The organism is Lacticaseibacillus suihuaensis, from assembly GCF_054785075.1.
This window is the reverse complement of the sequence record NZ_BAAGBJ010000012.1, coordinates 54,734-77,218: the sequence shown is the minus strand read 5'-3', so window position 1 is coordinate 77,218 and position 22,485 is coordinate 54,734. Positions and strand designations below refer to the sequence as shown.

Sequence of the window (22,485 nt, the reverse complement as noted above, 5' to 3'; positions counted from 1 at the left end):
AGCAGCGTGGTCTTGCCGGTGCCGTTGGGGGCGACCAGACCGATCACCTGACCGTCCTGCAGGTCAAAGGCGACGTTGTCGAGAATCGGCTTGTCGTGGAAGGCGAAGGTTAGGTTTTTGACGGTTAGCATGCTCTCATCCTCTGTTCATTTTTTCATCATTTTATCACTAAAGACGTGACACCGCTATCAATTTTTCGTTATTTGCGCATTAAAAAAACGCCGGGCCGGGGCCCGACGCACTCACTTATGGTCTCCTTGATCATCCGTGTCCAGACGGCTGTCGCCGGCCGCCGCCTGCCGGTTCGCCTCGGCGAGCTGCAGGGTCGCGATTCGCGCCTGCAGCGTGGCCCGAACATTCGCCACGATGATCGCCGTGAATGGCGCCGCGTCACCGGTGGTCTGGCTAAGGTGCAGTGCCGCCATGTAGGCATCGCGGCTCACCCGGTCCGGCTGAATGTTAATGACCGGGTAGCCAAATTCCGTCAGCGCCAGGTTCATCAAGAGCCGCGCCGTGCGACCGTTGCCATCGGCAAAGGGGTGGATGGTGACGAAGCGCCGGTGCAGCTCGGCCGCGTATTTGACGGGGTGCAGCGCGACCTGCGCGGTGTGGCTCCAGTCAATCAGGTCAGCCATCGCCGCATTGATCGCGAAGGGCTCGGTGTAAGGCGTCTCCTCAAAACCACTGGGCCACGCCGCGACGGCGCGGTACCGGCCGGCGTCGGGATTATCCACCCGCCGCATCGCCAGCCGATTCAGGTCGCGAACCGTGGTCGCGGTCAGCGGCTGCGGTCGCGCCGCCAGGTCCATCATGTAGTCATAGGCGCGGTTCAGATCCATCGCATCGAGAATCTCGGCCACCGGGGCTCCGTGAATCGTCATGCCGCGGTTGAGAATCGAGGCCGTCTCGTACTTCGTCAGGGAACTGCCCTCAATCGCGTTCGAGGACCAGACGTGCTCAATTCGCACGTCTTCTTCCAAGGCTCGCACCTCGGCGGCCGCCAGTGGGCGAAAGGCCGCCATCTTGGCCTGAAGTGCGGTCAGCTCGGCCAGCGCCTGTGCTTCGTCAGTCATCACATCACCTCCTGATTGGATTATAACAGGCCCAAGCCATAAAAAAAACGTCGGGCCGAGGCCCGACGTTCTTGCGCGATTAGTCTTCCGCAACGAACGGAAGCAGGCCCATGATGCGGGCACGCTTGATCGCAACGGTCAGCTTGCGCTGGTTCTTAGCACTGGTGCCGGTCACCCGACGAGGCAAAATCTTGCCGCGTTCGGATACGAACCGCTCCAGCAGGTTGGTGTCTTTGTAATCGATGTATTCGATGTGGTTAGCGGCGATGAAGTCGACTTTACGACGACGACGGCCACCACGACGCTGTTGTGCCATGTGTGTCACTCCTTTTCAAGAATTCTTAGAACGGCAAATCATCATCGGAGATGTCGATCGACTTGCCGCTATCGGCGAAGGGATCGCCCGTGTTGGTCGGGGTGCTTGGCGCCGCCGGCCGCGATGGGTTCGTGTTGCCACTGTTGTTGTTCGATGATGAGGCGGGGTTTTGGCCAAAAGCCGGGGCGGCAGGCTGTTGGGCCTGGTAGCCTTGGTTTTGACCGTAGCCTGGGTTCGAATTGCCTGTTGCGGGTTCGGCCGGCCGCGCTTGGGTGGTCGCCCGGGACTCGAGCAAGGCAAAGTTATCAACGACGACTTCGGTGACATAGACCCGCTGGCCTTGATTGTTGTCGTAGTTACGCGTCTGGATGCGGCCTTCAATCCCAATCAGCGACCCCTTGCGCGTGAAATTGCTGAGGTTCTCAGCGCTTTTACGCCAGATGACGCAGTTGATGAAGTCGGCCTCGCGCTGACCCTGCTGGTTCGTGAACTGCCGATCAACGGCAAGTGTGAACGAACCGACGGCGGTACCGCTTTGCGTGTAGCGCAGCTCGATATCGCGGGTCAGGCGACCAGTCAAAGAAACGTTGTTGATCATTCCTTCAGCTCCCCTTCGTAAAAATGTTGGCTATGAATTAGTCTTCGCGAACCACGATCATCTGACGCAGAATATCGCCGGAGATCTTGGCAAGACGATCGAATTCATCGACAGCCTTCGCATCGTTAGCGGTTAAGTTCACGATGTGGTAGATGCCTTCGTTGTACTTCTTGATTTCATAGGCCAGCTTACGCTTTTGCCAATCCTTGGAATCAATGATGGTGGCACCATTTTCCTTCAGAATATTGTCAAAACGTTCAACCAGTTGTGCCTTAGCCTCTTCATCCATGTCAGGACGAATGATGTAAGTTACTTCATACTTAGTTTCAGCCATTTGACGTTCACCTCCTTATGGTCTTTGGCCCCTAGTTCCTAGGAGCAAGGAGTAAGCCGGCCCTAAGGCACATGCTCACAAATTAAAAGTGTACCATAAACGGCCCGGCGCCGTAAAGCTAATTCATGAAAACCCCGGCCGCCCGGATGCCACCGCGGCCGCTCGTCTGACCCGCCGCGGCGAACGCGTCAGTCAAGCGCTCCGATGGCGAAGTAATGCCCGTCCGGATCCGGGAAGCCGAACGCACGGGTGCCGGCGTCGTCGGTGATCGGCGTCGCACCGGGAAGCCGGTCGTGCAGCGCGTCGAAGTCGCGAACATAAAACATCACCGACGGCTGGTTGCCGGCGACCTCCGGCGAGTACTTGGCGATGAAGTCGTTACTGAAAAGCGCAAGCTCCGTGCCGGCGCCGACTTCAAGCACCTGCCCGTAGTACCCCTCGGGCAAGTCGATGGTACCCACGCGCCTGGCCCCGAGCGTCGCCTCCCAAAAGGCGGTGAGCTTGGCGACATCCGAGACGTAGAGCATGATGCGGGTTTTGACAACCATTGGTTCTTCCTCCTGGGCACTCGGGCCCTGGCCACGCGACACTTAATGATTACGCCAAGCGGCCTCAGTCCCCCGCCGCGAACGCAAAATCCGCCGGTGTGAGCGTCGGCCCGGCCGCCCCCAGCGTGTCCTCAAGCTGCGCCAGGTTGCGCGGTGCGAACAGCGGCAGGCAGGCGAAGGGCTGAACCGCGAAGAAGCCGAACACCACCTGGGTGATCGTCGCGCCGGTGCGGTGAGCCAGCGCCACCACCTGCTCGGCTCGGGCGAGGTTGGCCGGCGTCGCGTAGTCGCTGCCGGCCACCGCGGCGGCGCCACCCTTGGCGAAGTGGTGGAAAAAGCCGTTGGCCACGCCGGAGTACGGCATCGCCAAAAGTTCCGGCTGGGTCGCGTGGTAGTCGGCCAGCTTCCCGGTCAAGGCGACCAGCGTGTCATCGCTACCCGGCGCCTTGTGGGCCACGCCGAGGTTGAACAGCGCCTCGTCGGCGACGAAGCCGCGGTAGCCGCGCGATTCACAGTAGGCCGCGGCTTCGGCGATGCGGTCGGCCTGCCAGTTCGAGCAACCGTAGTAGCGGATTTTACCCTCGCGGCGGAACGTTTCCATCGTCTCGATCAGGGCCGCGACCGGCTGGCTGCGGTCGTCGCGGTGGTAGAAGTACAGATCGACGGCGTCGGTGTGAAGCGCCGTCAGCGACAGCTCCAGGTCGTGACGCATGTCAGCCGCCGTCATCCGGCTGCGGTGGCTGTCGGCGTCCGGCCGCTGCAGGTCCGGGTGGCCGCCCTTGGTGACCAGCACCACGTCCTGGCGCTTGCCGGAGTGCTGCAACCAGTCGCCGACCACCCGCTCGGAGCGGCCGGTTTCGCCCGGCACCCAGTCCGAGTAGACCCGGGCAGTGTCAATCACGTTGCCGCCCAAGTCGAGGTAAGTACCCAAAATCCGGTCGGCCGCGGCCCCGGCCCAGGTCAACCCGGCGCTGGCGGTACCCAGGCCGATGCTACTCATCGTGAGTTCGGTATTGGGAATGGTGATTCGCTTCATTGGCTCATCCTCCTATGCTTGCAATCGCTCAGATGATACCACATCACTCGCCAATCGGCACGGATAACGTAAGCTTCGCTGAGACACAAAGACACCACCTCACAAGCGCTTGTGAGGTGGTGTCTTTGCCTGGCTTAGAAGCTGATTGTGGCTCTCCCGTCAACCCGTGCTTCTACGCTTTGGGTCGTCGAGCTCGGGTTGGACACTGGGCCAAGGTCGGGCCCAATGCCCAACCCACCGCTACTCGTCCGGCTAACTGCGCTCGGCTCCGCTCTGGGTTACTTGGTGAACTTGTCGTAGGCTTCCTGGTTCAGCACGTAATCGATTTCGCCGAGGTACTCCAGGACACCGCGGTCCGGGGCGAAGGGGTGCTTGAAGCGGTACAGGCCGTCGGAGTTGTCCTCGGCCCAGACGCCGCCCATGTCGTAACGCGCGACGCCTTGCTCGGTCGCCCATTTGATCATGTCGTACTGCAGCACGTACGGCACCATCAGGCTGTTTTGGATGCGCTTAGAGCCGCCGAATACGTGCCAGGTCTGGTCGCCGAAGGTCAAGGCCAAGGCGCTGGCCTGAACCTCGCCGTCGTACTTGGCGATGAAAATCTTGAGGTGACCGGTGCCGCCAAAGGCTTCGGCAATCCGCTCGAAGTAGGCCTGGGGCCGGTAGGTGATGCCGTGGATCTCGCTCATGATCTTGTAGCAATCGAAGAAGTCCGGCACCAGGTCGATTGAATCGCCGGATTCCACGGTCACGCCGGCCTTAATGCCGTGGCGAATCTTGGTGCGGGTCTTGCCGGTCATCGTCGCCATCACGCCGTCGATGTCCTTGCCGGCCACGTCCAGCACGATGTTGTAGCGCGGCTGGATGGTGTCGTGGTCGCCGGTGAACTGCCGGTTCCGCAGCACAAAACCGGCCTGTTCGAATTCCTTGTTCAGCTCATCACTGTACAAGACCTCCGGATCCATCCGCAGCAAGAAGACGTTGTGCTCGATCAAAGCCGGCTTGGCCTCGGCCACCAGCTTTTGGATCAAGGCGACGTCGGTGGGGTCTGCGACCGGACCCTTGGAGCAGTAGGCGAAGGTGTCGCCGTTGGGGTCTTTGGTCATCAGAATCGACATCGCCGCCGTGATCGCGCCGCCGTCTTCCAGGTAGACGTACAGCGGCGTCCAGTTATTCTTGACCTTGCCCCAGTTCACGGACTGGGTGACAGAGGTGTACGGCGCATTTTCCACGAAGGCCTCGTAGCGGTCCAGTTCGGCTTGGTCGTTCAGGTTTACGATTGGCATGTGCAGACTCCTTTTCTAGAAAATCCCGTCTTGTTCGCGCTTGGCCTTTTTCTCAGCGAAGCGCTTGGTGTAGCTGTCGTAGTACTTCTTGACGCGGTGGTTGCGGAAAATGGACTTGTCGGCGGCGTACTGCAGGGTGTTGGACGCCTTGCCGGCCGCGATCAGTTCCTTCATGTGTGCCCGCACGTCGTCATGCTCGACGTTGGCCACGGCGTCGTCAGCGTTAACCCCCAGCCACAGGTAGTCGGCGCGGTTGTAGTCGGTCTCGGTGAACGGCACGTTGAACAACAGCTCCTCCACGGCCGGAATCACCAGGTTGGTGCCGCTGGCGGTGGTGTAAAAGGCGGAGCGGCCCTGGCGCGGGTTCAGCTCGATCAGCTTGAACTCCCGATCCCGGGCGTCGAACTTGAGGTCGAAGTTGCCAAAGCCGGAGTAGCGGATGGCCTTCACAAAGCGGATCAGCTTCTGCTCGATGGCTTCGTGGTGCTCGATGAAGGTCGCGACGTAATTGCCGACCAGGAAGTCGGACGGGTCCTGCAGCAGCTGGCGGCCCATCGTGATCTGCCGCACGTTATGATCGCGGTCGGCGTAGAAGTTCACCGTGTACATCGAATCGTCGCCGCCGGGGATGAAGTCCTGCAGCAAGATGTTGCCGTCGTAGCCGGCCGCGTAGGTGCGTTGAATCATGTCCAGAATGTCTTCTTTGTTCTGGAACTTGTAGGCCTTGCGCTGGCCCTCAAAGTCTAGGGCGATCTGCTGGGCGGCGTCGGCGGGTTTCATCGCCACCGGAAAATCGATCGCGAGGTCGGCCACCTTTTGCTGGTAGTCGTTCTGGTTGACCACCACCGTCGTCGGGTAGGGCAGGCCGTTTTGCTCGCACAGGGCGTAGAAGTGGTCCTTGTAGTAAACGTCGTCGAGCACGGCGAGGTCCGGGTACGGAATCCAGACCACGTCCTTGAGCGCTTCGCGGTTGCGGATGCCCAGCTCAACGTACTCATCGCCGGCCATGCAGAGAATCGGCTTGACGCCAGGGACCCCGTACTTGGCCGCGAGGTCCTTGATTGCCCGGACGAAGGTCGCGTCCTCCTTGAGCCCGTCGACGATCGTCACGTCGCAGATTTGCGAGTCGCGGGTCATGATCAAAGGCGCGACGCCGACGCAGTGGGTCGTGACGCCATAAGCCTCGTGGAACGACCGGGCCATCTGGTAGCCGTTGACATCCGTTCCGACCATGATTGGAACAATTTTACTAGTATCGACCATAATTATAGCTCCCGTATGTTTGGTGTCGGATCAATCGCCTTTTATTATGCCACAAAAGCCGCCGCCCTGCCGCCTTGCCGGGCCGATTGGCCGGGCCTTTGCGGAAAATTAAGGGGCGAGTGGACGCCAAAAAGGCCGCGAGCATCTTCCTCGGGGTCGAACAAATCTATCCGAAAAATCCGAAGATATCCTTCACAGCAGCCAGTACCTGCGCCCGTTCGCTTCACGCAATCCTTATTCTCACCGGTATTCGCGTCTCACCATCGCCTGTTTGAAGACCCCGATCACCACAATTGAGCCAGCACAACCCGGCCGACCTTTTTACGTTCGTTTCCGGACGACAAAAAGGCCCCCGACCACCGCCGGGAACCCGCATAAGGAGAGCGAAGGGATTGAACCTCCGTACGCTTTCGCGCCCACAGGCTGCAAGCAGCCCGCAACATTACCACTCTGCCAACTCTCCAAAACAACAGGGATTAGTATAGCATCGCCGGCCCTTTCTGTAAAGCCGCGCGTTAAGGAACGCTAAAAACACCGCGGCAGGGGTCACAGCAACGCCTCGCCCTGCTACAATGAGAAGTAACGAGTGATGGGAGGCATCAGCCGATGGCGAAGTGGCAAGAAACCGGCCGCGCAATGCGCGATTATCTGACAACGCACCACCTGCGGCCCTGGGTTCGCTGGGCCGCGGCGGCCTTGGTGGTGCTCGCCTTGGTCGCCGGCGTCGCCTGGCGCAGCCACCGCCAGGCCCTGCAGCCGCCGCATCCGACGACGGCCCAGGCCGCGGCCGCCGGCGGCAAGAAGGCCACCGGCAAGGCAGCGGGTAAGCAGGCCGGCACCGCGGTCGCCGATAACGCCACAGGCGCCAAGGCGACCACCGCCGCCAAGAAGGCCGCCGCGGCGAAGGCCAAGACGAAAGCCAAGACAAAGGCCAAGGCAACGGCCGACGCCAAGAAGGCGGCCAAAACCAAGGCCGCCAAAACCAAGGCAACGGCCGACGCCACGCCGGCCAACCTCGATTGGCGAGCCCCCTCGGAGGACAAGCCTTACCCCGACGCCGCGGCGATGCCCAACCTGCAGATCGTCGTGTCGCTGGCTAAGCAGCGCGTCTACCTGAAGGACGGCAACCGGCTGGTGTACACCATGTACTGTTCCAGCGGCACCGACAACACGACCCCACGCGGCGTTTTTCACATTCAGGCCGAACGCGGCGCCTACTTCTACAACGCGCGTGAAAAGCTGGGGGCTCACTACTACACCAGCTTCTTGGACCACGGCGTCTACCTCTTCCACACCGTGCCGACCGACGCCTCCGGCCACTACATCGCCTCGGAGGCCGCCAAGCTCGGCAAGGAGCCTGGCTCCCATGGTTGTGTCCGACTGAGCGTGGCCGACGCCAAGTGGATTAACGAGCATATTCGCGTCGGCACCCGCGTCACGATTGCGTGACCCGAGCTGCCGCAAAGGCGCCATCACCGTACAAGCTAGTCGCGGTGATGGCGCCTTTTTGACTGCCGATTAGCGCAAATTATGACCGGCCGCGGTCTGGCGCGAACTCAGCCGGTTGGCCACAACGGCCGCTAAAAGTGCCAGCACGGCAAGCCCCAGCAGCACCCCGAAGCTCAGCTGACAGCCGCGTAGGGTCGCGAGGGTCGCCTTGCCCCTACTCAGCGTCTGGCTAGCGATCACCGCCGCCAACACCCCGGTGCCAAGCGAGCCGGCATACTGTTGGAGCATGTTGAACAGCGCGTTTTGATCGGCACGGTGCCGGCCGGTCACCAACTGACTGGCCGCCGACATCAAATTACCGAAGCCCAGGTTGAACCCAATTCGCACCAGCACGAACAGGGCCAAAATGCCGAGCAACCCGAGCCGCTGGCCCAAGGCGGTGAACAGTAGGGTCCCCAGCGCAACGACGCCGGTGCTGGCCACAATCAGGCCGCGAATGCCGCGCCGGTCGTACAGGCGACCGGCCAGCGGCGCGACCACCGCCCCAACCGCGGCGCCTGGGAACAGCACCAGCCCGGCCTGCATCGCGCTGTGCCCGAGCCCGTCTTCAACCAGCATCGGAATGACGAATGAGGCCCCGATGTTGATGAACTGCAACAGAAAGTAAGTGACCAGCCGCAGACTCAGCACCGGCTCACGCAAAATCCGCCAGTCCAGCAGCTGCGTTCGACCGCGCCACGCGTGGCAGATCTGCGCAACCAAGGCCAGCAGCGCCACCAGCAGCGCCAGCCAGAAGCCGGTGCTGGCAAAGCCGCGCTGCCCGGCCAAGGTGAACGCCGTGACAAGTGACGTGAAGAACAGCGCAAGCAGCGTAAGCCCCAGCGCATCGAAGCGGCCGGCGCCGGCCACCGCCGCCTTGCGGATGGTGGCAAGCCCCAGCACGGCCACCCCGGCGATGACCGGCAGGACGCACCAGAAAATCCCGCGCCAGCTGAAGACCGAGGCCATCAACCCGCCGTATGTCGGGCCAAGCGCCGGCGCCAGCGAGATCAGCATCTCGGCCAGTCCAGTGTACAACCCGAGCTGCCGGCGCGGCACCCGCGTGAAGATCAGCTCGAACAAAAGCGGCGTGGCCACGCCGGTCGCGACGGCCTGTAACAGCCGCCCCGCCAGCAGCACCGCAAAGTTCGGGGCCGCGGCACAGGCCAGCGTCCCCCCGAGGCAAAACCCGCAGGCGACGGCAAAAAGCGTTCGCTCCGAAAAACGCTTGAGCAGGTAGGCGGTGGCCCCCATGACCACGGTGACCAAAAGCAGGTAGCCGGTGGTCAGCCAGGACACGATGGTCAGCGGCACGTGCATGGCGGCAATCAAAGTCGGAAAGGTGACATTCATCGAGGTCTCAATGAGAATTCCGACGAAGGAAAGCAGTGCAACGGCCAGCAGCGACAGCTGGGTCCGGCGCGTTATGATGGTTAACATGGCAAAATTCCTCGCTTCACAAGATTTTTTCGCGGTGCCGTGACGCCGAACAGCAAAAGACCCGCCACCGGCACCGACTGATCGAATTTTCGATACAGCCGGCGCCGACAGCGGGTCAGCACCCAGACACTTTCTCTTGCGATTATTGTAGCAGTCGCACCGGTAAAATTCAAAGTCGCCGGCCACACTCTCCGCCTTGGTCGGGCGCCGGCGGAGCCTTGGCGTCTCGCTGCCCGTTACAGGCTGACGGTTTGAATGCGCATGATGTTCTTGTTCAGCGAGATATCCTCGATGATATCCGCGTAGTTCATGTTGCGCGGGATCTCGATTTCGTAGATGTTGGTGTAGATCTGCGCGTCGTCGGTTTGGGTCACGCGGAAGTTGACATCCGACACCGTGATGCCGTGAGCCTCGAAGTAGTTCTGGATGAACTCCTTGGTCTCCAGCTTGTGGCGGTACTGAATCTCGATTTTCTTCATCGTGTTGACGTGAACAATCTTCTTCATGAACATCAGCACCGAGATCACGACCACAGCGCTGGCAATCGCGATCTCGTAGTTGCCCATGCCGATGGCCAGACCCAGGCCGGCCACGGCCCAGAGGCTGGCGGCGGTGGTCAGGCCCCGCACGGTGCGGTGCTGGACGATGATCGTGCCGGCGCCGAGAAACCCGATGCCGGACACGACCTGCGCGATCAGCCGCGCGTCGTCGGCTCGCAGCACCCCGGACAGGCGGGGGTGGGCCAGCGCGGTGTTCAGCGCGTTGAAGCCGATCTCCTTTTGCACCAGCGCGATGATGCAGGCGCCGACACACACCAGCACGTGGGTCCTAAGCCCCGCTGGCCGGTTCTTGTGCTCGCGGTCGTAGCCGATCACGCCGGACACCACCACGGCCAAAAGCAGCCGGCCGATGATTTCGAGTAAACTCAGTTCGTAATGCATAGATCTCCTCCTCACAAGCGTGTGTGCATGCCTGCACACACGCTAGAAACGGGTTGCGCAAGGCAACGCCCTGTTCGTACCCAATTCCGATAAAAAGGGGCCAAGTTCGCCCGTGGCGAACCCGACCCCCAAAGTTGCGCCCCAAAGCTGGGGGCCTAATTATTCTGCGTCGTCCGAATCGTCGTCATCGCTTGCAGCGTCGGCGTCTTCGGTGTCGGCGTCTTCGGCGGCCCGATTCAGCAGTTCGCGCAGCTGCGCGTCGCCGTCCCCGGCCGGGGTGTCGCCGGCAACCGGTGTCGCAGCCGGATCACCGGCGGTCGCCGTTGCGGTGCCGTCCCCGGCCACCGCGTCGGCGCCTGCCGCCTGGGTCGGCTCCGGCTCGTCCGGTTCTGGCTCAACCTTGGCCATGGTCGCGACCTTGGCGCCGTCATCCACGCGGATCAGGCGAACGCCCAACGTCGCACGGCCGGTTTGGCTGACGGTGTCGATGTTGAAGCGGATCATGACGCCGGAGTCGGTCATCACCATGATATCGGTGTCGCCGTCAATCGTGGCGACGCCGGCCAGCGGCCCGTTTTTCTCCGTGATGTTGGCGGTCTTGATGCCCTTGCCACCGCGGCCCTTGATCGGGTACTCGGAGGCCGGGGTTCGCTTGCCGTAGCCGTTCTCGGAGATAACGAAGACCTCCGCGTCGGGCTTGAGCACGTCGGAGCCGACCACGTAGTCGCCTTCGCGCAGGCGAACGCCGCGAACACCGGTCGCGGTGCGGCCCATGCTGCGAACATCCTCCTCCTTGAAGGTGACGGAGTAGCCTAGGTGGGTCCCGATGAACAAGGTGTCGTCGCCGCTGGTCGGGATTACCCGGCTGAGCTCGTCGTCTTCCTTCATGTTCAGGGCGATCAGGCCGTTCTTGCGAATGTTGTAAAAATCGCTGACCGGGGTGCGTTTGACCAGACCGTTCTTGGTGACGAAGAACAGGAACTTCTCGTCCGTCGCGCCACCCGGGGTGACGTTGATGATGGTCTGGATCTTCTCGTTGTTGGCGATGCCCAGCAGGTTGATAATCGGGATGCCCTTGGCCGTGCGGCTGTACTCGGGAATCTCGTAACCCTTGCTGCGGTAGACCTTGCCGGCGTTGGTGAAGAACAGCAAAACGTCGTGGGTCGAGGTCGAGACGATGTGCTCGACGAAGTCATCGTCGTGAACGCCCATCCCCTGCAGGCCGCGGCCGCCGCGGTTTTGCGTCTTGAACTCGCTGGCCGGCAGGCGCTTGACGTAGCCGTTGTGGGTCAGCGTGATGACGACGTTCTCCTCTTCGATCAGGTCCTCGTCTTCGATGTTCAGGTCCTCGCCGACCAAAAGCTCGGTGCGGCGCTTGTCGCCGAACTTGCGCTGGATTTCCAGCAGCTCGTCGTAGATGATCTGGTGAACGCGTTCCGGCTTGGCCAAAATGTCCTTGTAATCGGCAATCGCGGCCTGAACGTCTTGGAACTCGTTTTCAACCTTCTCGCGTTCCAGACCGGTCAGGCGAACCAGGCGCATGTCGAGAATCGCCTGGCTCTGCTTGTCGGACAACTGGTACTTGTCCATCAAGATGACCTTGGCCTTGTCGCCGGTTTCGCTGGAGCGGATGATGCTGATGATCGCGTCGATGTGGTCCAGCGCAATCTTCAAGCCTTCCAGAATGTGGGCCCGGGCCTCGGCCTTCTTGAGGTCGAACTGGGTCCGGCGCCGGATGACCTGCTCCTGGTGTTCCAGGTAGTAGGTCAGGATTTCCTTGAGGCTCAAGGTCTTCGGGGCCCCGTTGACGATAGCGACCATGTTGAAGGAAAAACCGGTCTGCAGCGGCGTCAGCTTGAACAGGTTGTTCAGCACGACGGTCGCGGAAATGTCGCGCCGCACGTCGATTGTGATGCGCATCCCTTCACGATCAGACTCATCGTTCAGGTCGGTGATGCCTTCGATTTTCTTCTCCCGGGCAAGCTCGGCGATGCGTTCCACCAGCTTGGCCTTGTTGACCATGTACGGGATCTCGGTGACGATGATGCGTTCGCGGCCGTTCTTTTCCGTTTGGATCTCGGTTTTGGCGCGAACGGTGATCACGCCCTTGCCGGTTTCGTAGGCGCGGCGAATGCCGGACTTGCCCAGCACCAGGCCGCCGGTCGGAAAGTCCGGCCCCGGCAAGGCGCTCATCAGGTCCAGCGTCGTCGCGTCCGGGTTGTCCATCAGGATGTGCAGTGCGGAGATGACCTCCGCCATGTTGTGTGGCGGAATGTTGGTGGTCATCCCCACCGCGATGCCGGTGGCACCGTTGACTAAGAGGTTGGGAAAACGGGCCGGCAGCACAACGGGTTCTTTTTCCGTGCCGTCGTAGTTGTCCTGGTAGTCGATGGTGTCCTTGTTGATGTCGCGCAGCATCTCCATGGTGATGCGGCTCATCCGCGCCTCGGTGTAACGCATCGCGGCGGCGCCATCACCGTCGACGGAGCCGAAGTTCCCGTGGCCGTCGACCAGCATGTAGCGGTAGGAGAAGTCCTGCGCCATTCGCACCATGCCTTCGTAGATCGAGGAGTCACCGTGGGGGTGGTACTTCCCCATGACGTCCCCGACGATCCGGGCAGACTTCTTGTAAGGCTTGTCGGGGGTGACCCCCAGCTCGTTCATCCCGTACAAAATCCGGCGTTGCACCGGCTTGAGGCCGTCGCGAACATCCGGCAGGGCCCGGGCCACGATGACACTCATCGCATACTCGAGAAACGAGGTCTTCATCGTTTTGGCCAGATTGACTGTCGTAATCCGGCTTTCTTGGCGATCGTCCAAAAGAATTATCTCTCCCTTCAGTGAACAACAGCACACGGCGTTGTCCTTGTGTGAAGCTTGGCATTTTCAGTGCCAGTGGGTTGTTTTAAGTTTAGTGGTTGGTAGTTGAGGCCGCGGGTTCCGGGGCCCGCTACATTGTGGTCAAAAGGCGACCGACATGACGCGCAACTCAGACGCGCTGCACAACAGAGTTCGAAAATTAGCCTCAGCCGCCATTGCTCGTGCGACTGCAGTCCGCAATCAGACCTGCCACGTGCGTCACCCTGCTATGTAGGGCGGAGGCACGACCACGATGGTGCTGGAGGCGGAGGGCCAGGGCGAGCCAGCGTGAAATTGCACTTAGTCGGCGATTTTTGCCGGCTTAGTGCAAGGGCGGGTCCTGAGACCGCACTTTGGGCTCAGGAGAGCCCCACGCGGACCATTGCCCTGGCCCGGAGCCGGAAGCCCCCACCGCGGCCGCGGCCGCAGCCCGGGCATAAACGGGTTCCGCGGCGCATCGCGGGTGCGGCTAGCTACGCATCGATGTTCTTCGCGTCCACGTACACGGCGTTGTCCTCGATGAATTGGCGGCGAGGGCCGACCGCGTCGCCCATCAGCATGTCGAAGATGCCATCGGCGCTTTCCGCGTCCTCAGGCGACACGCGCAGCAGGCGGCGCTTGTCCGGATCCATGGTCGTCTCCCACAGCTGGGAGGCGTCCATTTCCCCGAGCCCTTTGTACCGCTGGATTTCCGGCTTCGGGCTCGGCGGCAGCTGACCGATCACTTCGGCCAGCTCCTCGTCGGAGTCGATGTAGCGCAGCATTTTGCCCTGGCGAATCCGGTACAGCGGCGGCTGGGCGATGTAGACGTAGCCGGCATCCAAGAGCGGCCGCATGTAGCGGTAGATCAACGTCAGCAGCAGCGTCCGGATGTGGGCGCCGTCGACGTCGGCATCGGTCATGATGATCAGCTTGTGGTACCGCGCCTTGCCGACGTCGAATTCGTCGCCAAAGCCCGTGCCCATCGCGGTGAACAGGGTGCGGATTTCCTCGTTGGCCAAAATGCGCTCCATCGAGGCCTTCTCGACGTTCAGGATTTTACCGCGAATCGGCAAAATCGCCTGGGTCAGGCGGGAGCGGCCGGACTTGGCGGAGCCACCGGCGGAATCCCCCTCGACGATGAACAGCTCGGAAATCTCGGGGTCCTTGCTGGAGTTGTCGGCCAGCTTGCCCGGCAGGTTGGAAATTTCCAGGCCGGACTTCTTGCGGGTCGCCTCACGCGCCCGTTTGGCGGCAGCCCGGGCCTTGCTGGCCATCATCGCCTTGTCGACGATCTGCTTGGCCTCGGTCGGGTGCTCCATCAGGTACTTGTTGAAGTGCTCGGAAAAGGCGCGGTCAGTGACGGCCCGGGCGTCGGCGTTACCCAGCTTGGTCTTGGTCTGCCCTTCGAACTGCGGATCCGGGTGCTTGACCGAAACCACGGCGGTCATGCCTTCACGCACGTCCTCGCCGGACAGCGAGTCGTCGTTCTCCTTCAAGGCGCCGGACTTCCTGGCGTAATCGTTGATGATGCGCGTCAGGGCCGTTTTGAACCCCGTCTCGTGGGTCCCGCCTTCGTAGGTGTGAATGTTGTTGGCGAAGGTCATCAGCGTTGAGTTATAGCCGTTGACCGAGTACTGCAGCGCGACCTCGACGGTGATGCCGTTGGCCTGGCCCTCGACGTAAATCGGCTCCTCAAGCAGGTTGTCCTTACTCTTGTCGAGGAAGGCGACGTACTCCTTGATGCCGCCTTCGTAGTGGAAAATTTTCTTCTCGGCGGTGTCGGCACGCTTGTCCGTGAAGGTCAGGCGCAGCCCCTTGTTCAGGAAGGCCAGCTCGCGGATGCGCTGGGTCAGGATTTTGTCGTCGTAAACCGTGGTCTCGGTGAAAATGTCCGGGTCCGGCACAAAATGAACCTTAGTGCCGTGGGCATGCTCAGGGGCGTCGCCGATCACCTTCATCGGCGTCTTCACCTTGCCGCGGGTGAAGTCCATGTAGTAGTACTTGCCGCCGTGGCTGACGGTGACGTCCAGGCTGGTCGACAGCGCGTTGACGACGCTGGCGCCGACCCCGTGCAGGCCGCCGGACACCTTGTACCCGCCACCGCCGAACTTACCGCCGGCGTGAAGAATGGTGAAAACCGTCTCAAGCGCCGGGCGACCGGTCTGCTTCTGAATGTCGACCGGAATCCCACGCCCGTTATCGAAGACGGTGATGGAGTTGTCGGGCTCGACGGAGACGTTGATCTCGTCGGCAAAACCGGCCAGCGCCTCGTCGATCCCGTTATCGATGATTTCCCAGACCAGGTGGTGAAGCCCCTGAACCGAGGTCGAGCCGATGTACATCCCAGGCCGCTTGCGAACGGCCTCGAGCCCTTCCAGCACCTGAATCTGGCTGGCGTCGTACTCGGCGGCCAGCTTCTCTTTCTTTTCTTCCGCGGCGGTTTCGTCAACCGGCGCTTGGGCTTGCGACGTCAGGTCATCTGACGCGGTTGCTTGCAAGTCTTTGTCTTCTTGATCGGACAATGGGAATCCTCCTTTAGAGCGTGGAACCGAGCGTTTAGCCGACCGGCCAGCGTAAGGCTGGGCGTTGGGCCGCACTTTGGCCCGGCGCCTAGCCTTAGCTGGACGCGCCGGCGATGCTCGGTGGAACGCGTTTATTTGAGAGCGTGGAATGCCGCGAATGCGCGGGACGGGTAGCCTAGCCGTGGCGCTTAGGACCTGTACTTGGTCCTAAGTGACGCGGCGTAGCTAGCCGCTCTTGCGTTGCGGCAGGGAACGCGTTTAGAGCGTGGAACCGAGCGTTTAGCCGACCGGCCAGCGTAAGCGGCCAATCCGGCGTTGCGCGTTACCGCGCGATGATGATTGCTTCCATGCATTGATTTATGTTTGGTCTGAGTCGGGCGCCGAGCCGGGCTGCGGCGCAGCCGGCGTCTGAGTCGATTCGGCCTCGGGCTCACCCGCCTGATCAGCAGCGGCCGCAGTCGTGCCTGGTGCCGCCACCGCGCCACGCGCGGCGGCCAGGGCGGCCGCCGCGTCTTCCGTGGCGCCGCTGGCGGGGCCGAGCGGCTGGGTGGCGATGGTAGCGGCCGCATCCCCGGACACCGCCGTCAGCTCGCCGCTGGCGACGCGAAAGACCGCCGGTGCCGCGATTATTTCCCGGGCAATACCGTCCAGGCTGGTGGTGGTGAGGAAGGTCTGCACCTTGTTTTGGATCGCCTTCAGCAGGTGGGTCTGGCGGTCGTCATCGAGCTCCGACAGCACATCGTCCAAAAGCAGCACCGGGTACTCGCCGGTGTTGGCCTTCATCAGGTCGATTTCGGCCAGCTTGACCGCCAACGCCGTGGTGCGTTGCTGGCCCTGGCTGCCGAAGCTGGCGACGTCCTTGCCGTTGACCACGAAGGCCACGTCGTCTCGGTGCGGTCCGACCAGGGTCGTGCCCTGCTCGATCTCGCGGTCCTTGTGGCTCGCCAGCAGCTCGCGCAGGGCCTGGTAGGCCGCCTCGGTGCTGTCGCGCTTGTCGGCCGGCACCTGCGTCTGGTAGGCGAAGGTCAAGTCCTCCGCCCCCTTGGTGATGCCTCGGTGGATCACCGCGGCGAAGTCGGCCATCTGGGCCAACAGCGCCTCCCGGGCGACCACGATCTCGGCGCCGAACGCCGCAAGCTGGTCGGACAGCACATCGAGGAACACACGGTCCTTGGCCTGGTGGAACTTCAGCTGCTTGAGGTAGGCGTTGCGCTGGCGCAGCATCGTGCGGTACTGGCTCAGGTTGTACAGGTACTTGGCGCTCATCTGCCCGAACTCCATGTCGATGAAGCGTCGCCGCGTCGCCGGGCTGCCCTTGACGATGGCCAGGTCCTCCGGCGCGAACAGCACGACGTTGAGCTTGCCGAGGTACTGCGACAGCTTGGGCTGCTCGATGCGGTTGACCCGGGCTTTCTTGCCGACCTTGGCCACTACCAGCTCCAAGGCGTCGCTGCCGGTTGCGCGAACCACGGTGCCTTCGATTTTGGCAAAATCGGCGCCGAAGCGAATCAGCTCACGGTCGTTGCTGGTGCGGTGGCTCCGCGCTAACGCCAGCACGTACACCGCCTCCAGCAGGTTGGTTTTGCCTTGCGCATTCGCCCCGATCAGGACGTTGATCTGCGGGGAGAAGGCGACGTCAAGCGCCGGGTAGTTGCGGTAGTCGCGCAGCCTGAGCCGCTCGAGTCTCACTTAGCCTGCGTCACGGTGAACGCCGCGCCGTCCGGCAGGGTCACCACGTCGCCGGGTTCGAGCTTGCGGCCGCGCCGGTCGTCCGGTTCGCCGTTGACCTGGACCTTGTTTTCCTTCAAAAACCACTTGGCCGCCCCACCGGAATCGATCACGCCGGCGTCTTTCAGTAACTGCCCCAGCGTGATGGTTTCGGTTGTGATCGAAACTTCGTTCATCGTTGCCACTCCTTTGGCGCTAAATGTTAAACACAGCGTTTACCTATATATTATACATTTTTTTGCGTGTCTCGACAACGGGATTTGGGCGTCAAACGCGTTCTAAGCGATTTTTAGTTGCGGTCGGTCCCCGGTCCCGGAACCGGCCAAAATTCCCCAAAACGCCCATCCGCGCCGAAAATCGCCTGCCGGCCAAAAAATCGGCCCGGCAAACCGTGTGAAAATCACCTTGCAAGGCCGGCGGTTCGCTCGCCACCGCTCGGGCTGTGAGCCACCACGCAGGGCCCGAACCGGCACCCTTCGCCGCGGCACCAAAAAAGGCGGCCGCTGACGCGACCGTCCGACCCGCCTAGCCGCGAGCCCACTTGATTAAAAGCCTGATCAACGCATACGCAACCGCCACCACCAGCACCCCGATGATCACGGTGAAGGCCGCATCGCCCCAGTTGATTGCCGCCAATTCTGTCATGTTCAGCCTCCCGTCTCGAATCACCGCCTATTTTACGCCGGTGACCGCCATCGAAACAATAAAAAAACACGCCATTAGCGTGTTTTTTTATTGCGATCAGTAGGTTCTGACCGGCGTGATTAGCTGAATGAAGTGGTCCTTGTCCTCGGACGGCACCAGGGTGAACGGCCGCAGCGGGGCGGTGAAGTTCACCGCGATCACCGTTTGACCCAGGCCCTGCAAGGCGTCTTTCATGTAATCCGGGTTGAAGGAGATCTCCAGGTCGTCGCCGGTCAGGCTTTCGAAGTGCAGGTCTTCCTCGACGTTGCCGACCTCCGGGGAGTTGCCGTAGATCGTGGCCTTTTGCCCGGCCACGTCCAGGTTCAGGCGAACCACGTTATTGGCGCTTTCGTGGCTCAGCAGGCTGGCGCGTTGAATCGCCGCCAGCAGGCCGTTGGCGGTGAACTCGGCCGTCGTGGTCGAGCTGGTCGGAATCAGGCGGCTGGTGTCCGGGTAGTTGCCCTCGAGCAGCCGGGAGTAAAAGGCGGTGGCGCCGGCCAGGAAAAGCACCTGGTTGTCGGCGAAGCGAATCTCGACTTGCTTGATGTCGTCGGTCAGCGTCCGGGACAGCTCGACCAGGCTCTTGCCCGGCACGATGACGTCGAAGTCGGCGTCTTGGGCGTCCGGCAGCGCGATGGTGCGTTGCGCCAGGCGGTGCGAGTCGGTGGCCACGGCGACCAGCTCCCCGTTGTCAATCTGGATGTGAACCCCGGTCAGGATCGGCCGGCTCTCCTGGTTGGACACGGCGATGACGGTTTGGCCAATTAGCTCCTTCAAGACGGCGGCGTCCAGCACCAGCGGGTGGTCGGAGACGATTTCCGGCAGGTGCGGGTAGTTGTTGGCGTCCAAGCCGTTGATGGTGAACTCGGACGAGCCGGAGGTGATCACGGTCTGGAAGTTGTCCTGCACGTCCAGCGTCATGGTTTGCTCAGGCAGGCGCTTGACAATGTCGGTGAAGAAACGGGCGGGCAAAACGATGCTGCCGGTGGACTCGATTTGCAGGTCGTTGGTCTCGGCCGTGGCGTCGATGCGTGATTCGATGGAGATATCGGCGTCGCTACCGGTCAGCACCAGCGCCTCGTCGGACAGCACCAGCTTCAGGCCGGTCAGAATTGGAATAGTGGTTTTGCTGGTGATGGCGCGTGACACGTCGTTGAGCGTCTTAATGAAAGTTGAGCGCGTAATCGTGAATTTCATAGCGGACCTCCTGGTGGTCGTAGATAGATATTAGGTCTTTAAGTAATAGTAGTAGGGCCTGTGGGTTCTGTGGATAACTGGCAAAACGGCGTGAGCTCACACTTATCCCCTTGTGGATAACGAAGGCGGATAAGTCGGGCGCATTCGGGAAGTTGTCCACATTGGCCAAAATGCGATGGGAGTGGTGCGGCGTCGGCTCGGCGCCTGGGCACGGTCACCCGCGGTTTTTGAGCCGGTTCTTCAGCTCGATCACCTGCGACTTGAGGTCGGCGTCGGCCGAAATCTCCGCGGTGATCTTCTCGTGGGCGTGAATGACGGTGGTGTGGTCCTTGCCGCCGAACTCCGAGCCGATTTTGGGCAGCGAGTTGTCCGTCATTTCCCGGGCCAGGTACATGGCGATTTGGCGCGGCATGACGATTTGCTTCACGCGCTTTTTCCCCTTCAGGTCCGAAATCGTGATGTGGTAGTACTTGGCAACCACGTCTTGAATGTGGTTGATCGATAGCGCCGCGTCCTTGTCGTCGATCTTGAGGCTCTTCAAGGCGTCGGCGGCCAAAGACGTGGTGATGTCGGCGTGGTTCATGGCGGCGAAGGCCTGAACCCGCACCAAGGCGCCTTCCAGCTCGCGAACGTTGGAGTCGATCTGCCCGGCGATGTAAGACAGCGTGTCGTCTGGAATCACCAGCTGTTCGGCGTTGGCCTTGTTGCGCAAAATCGCGATGCGGGTCTCGAGATCCGGCGGCGTGACGTCGACGGACAGGCCCCACTTGAAGCGCGACACCAGCCGCTCCTCGAGCTTGGGAATCTCGTTGGGCAGGCGGTCGGAGGTCAGCACGATTTGCTTTTTGTCCTCGTATAGCGCGTTGAAGGTGTGGAAGAACTCCTCTTGCGTCTGCTCCTTGTTGCCGAGAAACTGGATGTCGTCGACCAACAGCAGGTCGACATTGCGGTACTCCTGGCGAAACTGCTCGGTGCCGTTGGTGCGAAGCGCGTTGATGAAGTCGTTGGTGAAGGCCTCGGAGGTGACGTACTTCACGTTGGCCTCCGGGTGGTACTGCAGCAGCTGGTGGCCGATCGCCTGCATCAGGTGGGTTTTGCCCAGCCCCACGCCACCGTACAAAAACAGCGGGTTGTAAAGCTTGCCGGGCTCCTCGGACACCACTAAGGCCGCGGCATGCGCCATCTGGTTGCCCTTGCCGGTGACGAACGTCTCGAACGTGTACTTACTATTGAGGTGCGTCGGCGCCTTGAAGGTCGGCACCGGATTGGCCGCCTGAGTCGGCGCGGCCTCGGGTTCAGGCACCGGATTGTCGCCGATCAGCTTAATCAGCGGCTGAATCTCGAGGTTCTTGTACCCGTAGCTCCACTCCACGACCTTGGTGACGAGGTTGGCCTCCCAGTAAGACTTGTGGTAAGGCGTTGGTACCCCGATCACCAGGGTGTGACCGTTCAGGCTCAGCGGCTTAGCGGCCTCGATCCAGGTGTTGAAGCTGACCTGGACCAAATCGTCGCGGAATTTATTTACGAGGTACGCCCATAATTCGTCTAATGATGGCACCCCAAAGCCCCCTTCGTGTCAAAATTCCCGGCATGCATAAATATTCACGCGGCTCGATGCCGCCATGCAGTTAGGGATCGCAAGCCTAAGTTTAGCATTTTGTTAGAAAGTTTTCCACAAGTAAGCCGCATATCCACAGTTGGGGAAAAATAGCCGAGTGGTTGTCGACAAAGCTGGTGATAAGTTTTCCACAAGGGTGTGAACGACTTGGCAATGGCCTCGTTCATCTGGGGTTATCCACAAGCCAGCTGTGAAACTAAGCGGCATCACAATGCGTGTTTCACACGTTATCAACAGTCAAAATCACACCTGTGGATAATCACAATCACCGGCTGTGAACTTCCGGACAACTCGGGAAAAGCCTGTGATTAGTTTCAGCAACGGGCGGCGGCCGGCCACAAATTATCCACAGCTTTTCCGCCTTTTTCACAAAATCTGTGGATAAGATTGCCGCGGCTTTTTTGCAAACCGGCTTGACGCCGCGGGGTGCGGTCCGTATAATGGGAAGATGTTTGAATGACAATACGTTACTGAAAATAGTAATCGATAAACAGGAGGTGTCCTTATGACCACCAAGCGTACTTTCCAACCTAAGAAGCGTCACCGCGAACGCGTTCACGGCTTCATGAAGCGGATGAGCACCAAGAACGGCCGTAAAGTTTTGGCTCGTCGTCGCGCTAAGGGACGTAAAGTATTATCCGCCTAACAACCCACTGACCGCGGTCAGTGGTTTTTTTTTGCAGAGGGCAGAGCCGAGCGCTTAGCGGGACGGCTAGCGTAGTCGTGGGCTGCGGCGCTGGGCTTAGCGCCGAAGACCGCGACGCAGCTAGACGCGCCCGCGATGCTCGGCGGCGCCCGTTTAGAGCAGAGCGTGGAAAGCCGCGGGTTTAGCGGAGCGGGTAGCGCAGCCCCAGCGATCGGAGCCCGCACTTGGCCCCGATTGCTGGGGCGAAGCTAGACGCATCCGCGTTGCGACTTGGAACGCGTTTAGAGCAAGAGCGTGGAAAGCCGCGGGTTTAGCGGAGCGGGTCGCGCGGCCCCAGGCACCGCTGCGGCCGTCACTAATATAGGCAACAAGGCGGCGCCGAAGCGCTAGGCCCGGGCCGCTTTTTTGCGTCAGGCGCCACCTGGGCTTGATTGGCACTGCACATACATAGGAAATTGCCGGTTACAGGTGCGTCGACTGACCGAGTCTTGTATACTTAAGAACAGATTGTGAGGGAGCGTTCTTGCGTAAATCGTACCGAATCAAAAAAGAAGATGAGTTTCAGCGCGTGTTCGATCAGGGGGCCTCGGTGGCCAACCGCAACTTCGTGGTTTACCACCTGCCGGCCGATCAGCCACATTTTCGCGTGGGGATTTCCGTGGGCAAAAAAGTTCACCTCCGCGCCGTGGTTCGCAACCGCGTGAAGCGCTACATCCGTCAGTCGCTGCTCGAGCTCAAACCGGACATCGACCCGCAGACGGATTTTCTCGTGATCGCGCGTAAGTCGGCCAAGACGCTCGACATGGCTGGGACCAAGAAGAACCTCGTGCATGTGCTGAGCCTGGCCGGCATCCTGAACGATCACATCGACATCATCTGAGTCTGGGCGGCCTTGCCACCCGGCTTTTGTATACGACGGCGCAACG

Annotated in this window: 19 protein-coding genes, 1 tRNA gene and 1 pseudogene; 3 read left to right on the top strand and 18 right to left on the bottom strand. The window is 61.1% G+C overall.

Annotated features, from left to right (window positions below):
• The 10 genes from ACYVRZ_RS10615 to ACYVRZ_RS10570 form a co-directional block, all read right to left on the bottom strand.
• A partial coding sequence (locus ACYVRZ_RS10615; protein WP_461224896.1) for an ATP-binding cassette domain-containing protein occupies window positions 1-131 on the bottom strand: 131 nt, incomplete at its 3' end.
• Window positions 132-242: 111 nt separating this feature from the next.
• Window positions 243-1,073 (bottom strand): Fic family protein, encoded by an 831-nt coding sequence (locus ACYVRZ_RS10610; protein ID WP_461226730.1) that lies wholly within the window; start codon window positions 1,071-1,073, stop codon window positions 243-245.
• Window positions 1,074-1,152: 79 nt separating this feature from the next.
• On the bottom strand, window positions 1,153-1,389 hold the full coding sequence (gene rpsR / locus ACYVRZ_RS10605; protein WP_225049327.1) for a 30S ribosomal protein S18: 237 nt from the start codon (window positions 1,387-1,389) through the stop codon (window positions 1,153-1,155).
• Window positions 1,390-1,414: 25 nt separating this feature from the next.
• Window positions 1,415-1,987 carry a single-stranded DNA-binding protein gene (gene ssb, locus ACYVRZ_RS10600; protein ID WP_461226728.1) on the bottom strand — a complete coding sequence of 191 codons (573 nt, stop codon included), beginning with the start codon at window positions 1,985-1,987 and terminating at the stop codon, window positions 1,415-1,417.
• Between the two features lie 37 nt (window positions 1,988-2,024).
• Window positions 2,025-2,321: a 30S ribosomal protein S6 gene (gene rpsF, locus ACYVRZ_RS10595; RefSeq protein ID WP_262316846.1), complete on the bottom strand. Its 297-nt coding sequence runs from the start codon at window positions 2,319-2,321 to the stop codon at window positions 2,025-2,027.
• A 188-nt stretch (window positions 2,322-2,509) separates the two neighbouring features.
• Complete coding sequence (locus ACYVRZ_RS10590) at window positions 2,510-2,869, bottom strand: VOC family protein (protein ID WP_461226725.1); 360 nt, start codon at window positions 2,867-2,869, stop codon at window positions 2,510-2,512.
• A 64-nt stretch (window positions 2,870-2,933) separates the two neighbouring features.
• Window positions 2,934-3,905: an aldo/keto reductase gene (locus tag ACYVRZ_RS10585; protein ID WP_461226724.1), complete on the bottom strand. Its 972-nt coding sequence runs from the start codon at window positions 3,903-3,905 to the stop codon at window positions 2,934-2,936.
• Window positions 3,906-4,183: 278 nt separating this feature from the next.
• On the bottom strand, window positions 4,184-5,191 hold the full coding sequence (locus ACYVRZ_RS10580) for a lipid II:glycine glycyltransferase FemX (protein ID WP_461226722.1): 1,008 nt from the start codon (window positions 5,189-5,191) through the stop codon (window positions 4,184-4,186).
• Between the two features lie 15 nt (window positions 5,192-5,206).
• A complete protein-coding gene (locus ACYVRZ_RS10575) occupies window positions 5,207-6,454 on the bottom strand; it encodes a carboxylate--amine ligase (RefSeq protein ID WP_461226720.1) in 1,248 nt (415 codons plus the stop codon).
• 377 nt (window positions 6,455-6,831) lie between these two features.
• Window positions 6,832-6,917, bottom strand: a tRNA-OTHER gene (locus ACYVRZ_RS10570).
• A gap of 143 nt (window positions 6,918-7,060) precedes the next feature.
• Between ACYVRZ_RS10570 and ACYVRZ_RS10565 the strand changes: the two genes are divergently transcribed.
• On the top strand, window positions 7,061-7,903 hold the full coding sequence (locus ACYVRZ_RS10565) for a L,D-transpeptidase (protein WP_461226718.1): 843 nt from the start codon (window positions 7,061-7,063) through the stop codon (window positions 7,901-7,903).
• A 69-nt stretch (window positions 7,904-7,972) separates the two neighbouring features.
• Here the strand turns inward: ACYVRZ_RS10565 and ACYVRZ_RS10560 are convergent, their stop codons facing one another.
• The 8 genes and pseudogenes from ACYVRZ_RS10560 to dnaA form a co-directional block, all read right to left on the bottom strand.
• Complete coding sequence (locus ACYVRZ_RS10560; RefSeq protein WP_461226716.1) at window positions 7,973-9,382, bottom strand: MFS transporter; 1,410 nt, start codon at window positions 9,380-9,382, stop codon at window positions 7,973-7,975.
• 236 nt (window positions 9,383-9,618) lie between these two features.
• Window positions 9,619-10,323, bottom strand: coding sequence for an MgtC/SapB family protein (locus ACYVRZ_RS10555; protein ID WP_461226715.1), 705 nt, complete (start codon window positions 10,321-10,323; stop codon window positions 9,619-9,621).
• A 159-nt stretch (window positions 10,324-10,482) separates the two neighbouring features.
• Window positions 10,483-13,143, bottom strand: coding sequence for a DNA gyrase subunit A (gene gyrA, locus ACYVRZ_RS10550; RefSeq protein WP_461226713.1), 2,661 nt, complete (start codon window positions 13,141-13,143; stop codon window positions 10,483-10,485).
• Window positions 13,144-13,655: 512 nt separating this feature from the next.
• Window positions 13,656-15,638 (bottom strand): DNA topoisomerase (ATP-hydrolyzing) subunit B, encoded by a 1,983-nt coding sequence (gene gyrB / locus ACYVRZ_RS10545; protein WP_461226734.1) that lies wholly within the window; start codon window positions 15,636-15,638, stop codon window positions 13,656-13,658.
• 633 nt (window positions 15,639-16,271) lie between these two features.
• Window positions 16,272-17,375, bottom strand: a pseudogene (gene recF / locus ACYVRZ_RS10540) (DNA replication/repair protein RecF); the annotation flags it as partial.
• Window positions 17,372-17,590, bottom strand: a complete 219-nt coding sequence (yaaA, locus tag ACYVRZ_RS10535) for a S4 domain-containing protein YaaA (protein WP_461226711.1) — start codon at window positions 17,588-17,590, stop codon at window positions 17,372-17,374. The pseudogene recF and the gene yaaA, both read right to left, overlap by 4 nt.
• Window positions 17,591-18,155: 565 nt before the next feature.
• Window positions 18,156-19,295, bottom strand: a complete 1,140-nt coding sequence (gene dnaN / locus ACYVRZ_RS10530; protein WP_461226709.1) for a DNA polymerase III subunit beta — start codon at window positions 19,293-19,295, stop codon at window positions 18,156-18,158.
• A 214-nt stretch (window positions 19,296-19,509) separates the two neighbouring features.
• Window positions 19,510-20,853, bottom strand: a complete 1,344-nt coding sequence (gene dnaA / locus ACYVRZ_RS10525; protein WP_461226707.1) for a chromosomal replication initiator protein DnaA — start codon at window positions 20,851-20,853, stop codon at window positions 19,510-19,512.
• 565 nt (window positions 20,854-21,418) lie between these two features.
• On the opposite strand from dnaA, the gene rpmH reads away from it, so the two are divergent.
• Window positions 21,419-21,559 carry a 50S ribosomal protein L34 gene (gene rpmH, locus ACYVRZ_RS10520; protein ID WP_003568442.1) on the top strand — a complete coding sequence of 47 codons (141 nt, stop codon included), beginning with the start codon at window positions 21,419-21,421 and terminating at the stop codon, window positions 21,557-21,559.
• Between the two features lie 523 nt (window positions 21,560-22,082).
• Window positions 22,083-22,439 (top strand): ribonuclease P protein component, encoded by a 357-nt coding sequence (gene rnpA / locus ACYVRZ_RS10515; protein WP_262316859.1) that lies wholly within the window; start codon window positions 22,083-22,085, stop codon window positions 22,437-22,439.
• The last annotated feature ends 46 nt before the right edge of the window (window positions 22,440-22,485 follow it).

Excerpts from the sequence above, each read along its gene's own strand:
- ACYVRZ_RS10555 (WP_461226715.1), bottom strand. The coding sequence starts at position 10,323 with ATGCATTACGAACTGAGTTTACTCGAAATCATCGGCCGGCTGCTTTTG.
- dnaN (WP_461226709.1), bottom strand. The coding sequence starts at position 19,295 with ATGAAATTCACGATTACGCGCTCAACTTTCATTAAGACGCTCAACGAC.
- ACYVRZ_RS10575 (WP_461226720.1), bottom strand. The coding sequence starts at position 6,454 with ATGGTCGATACTAGTAAAATTGTTCCAATCATGGTCGGAACGGATGTC.
- rpsF (WP_262316846.1), bottom strand. The coding sequence starts at position 2,321 with ATGGCTGAAACTAAGTATGAAGTAACTTACATCATTCGTCCTGACATG.
- ACYVRZ_RS10580 (WP_461226722.1), bottom strand. The coding sequence starts at position 5,191 with ATGCCAATCGTAAACCTGAACGACCAAGCCGAACTGGACCGCTACGAG.
- rpmH (WP_003568442.1), top strand. The coding sequence starts at position 21,419 with ATGACCACCAAGCGTACTTTCCAACCTAAGAAGCGTCACCGCGAACGC.
- ACYVRZ_RS10560 (WP_461226716.1), bottom strand. The coding sequence starts at position 9,382 with ATGTTAACCATCATAACGCGCCGGACCCAGCTGTCGCTGCTGGCCGTT.
- ACYVRZ_RS10585 (WP_461226724.1), bottom strand. The coding sequence starts at position 3,905 with ATGAAGCGAATCACCATTCCCAATACCGAACTCACGATGAGTAGCATC.
- yaaA (WP_461226711.1), bottom strand. The coding sequence starts at position 17,590 with ATGAACGAAGTTTCGATCACAACCGAAACCATCACGCTGGGGCAGTTA.
- ACYVRZ_RS10590 (WP_461226725.1), bottom strand. The coding sequence starts at position 2,869 with ATGGTTGTCAAAACCCGCATCATGCTCTACGTCTCGGATGTCGCCAAG.
- rpsR (WP_225049327.1), bottom strand. The coding sequence starts at position 1,389 with ATGGCACAACAGCGTCGTGGTGGCCGTCGTCGTCGTAAAGTCGACTTC.
- ACYVRZ_RS10610 (WP_461226730.1), bottom strand. The coding sequence starts at position 1,073 with ATGACTGACGAAGCACAGGCGCTGGCCGAGCTGACCGCACTTCAGGCC.
- ssb (WP_461226728.1), bottom strand. The coding sequence starts at position 1,987 with ATGATCAACAACGTTTCTTTGACTGGTCGCCTGACCCGCGATATCGAG.
- ACYVRZ_RS10565 (WP_461226718.1), top strand. The coding sequence starts at position 7,061 with ATGGCGAAGTGGCAAGAAACCGGCCGCGCAATGCGCGATTATCTGACA.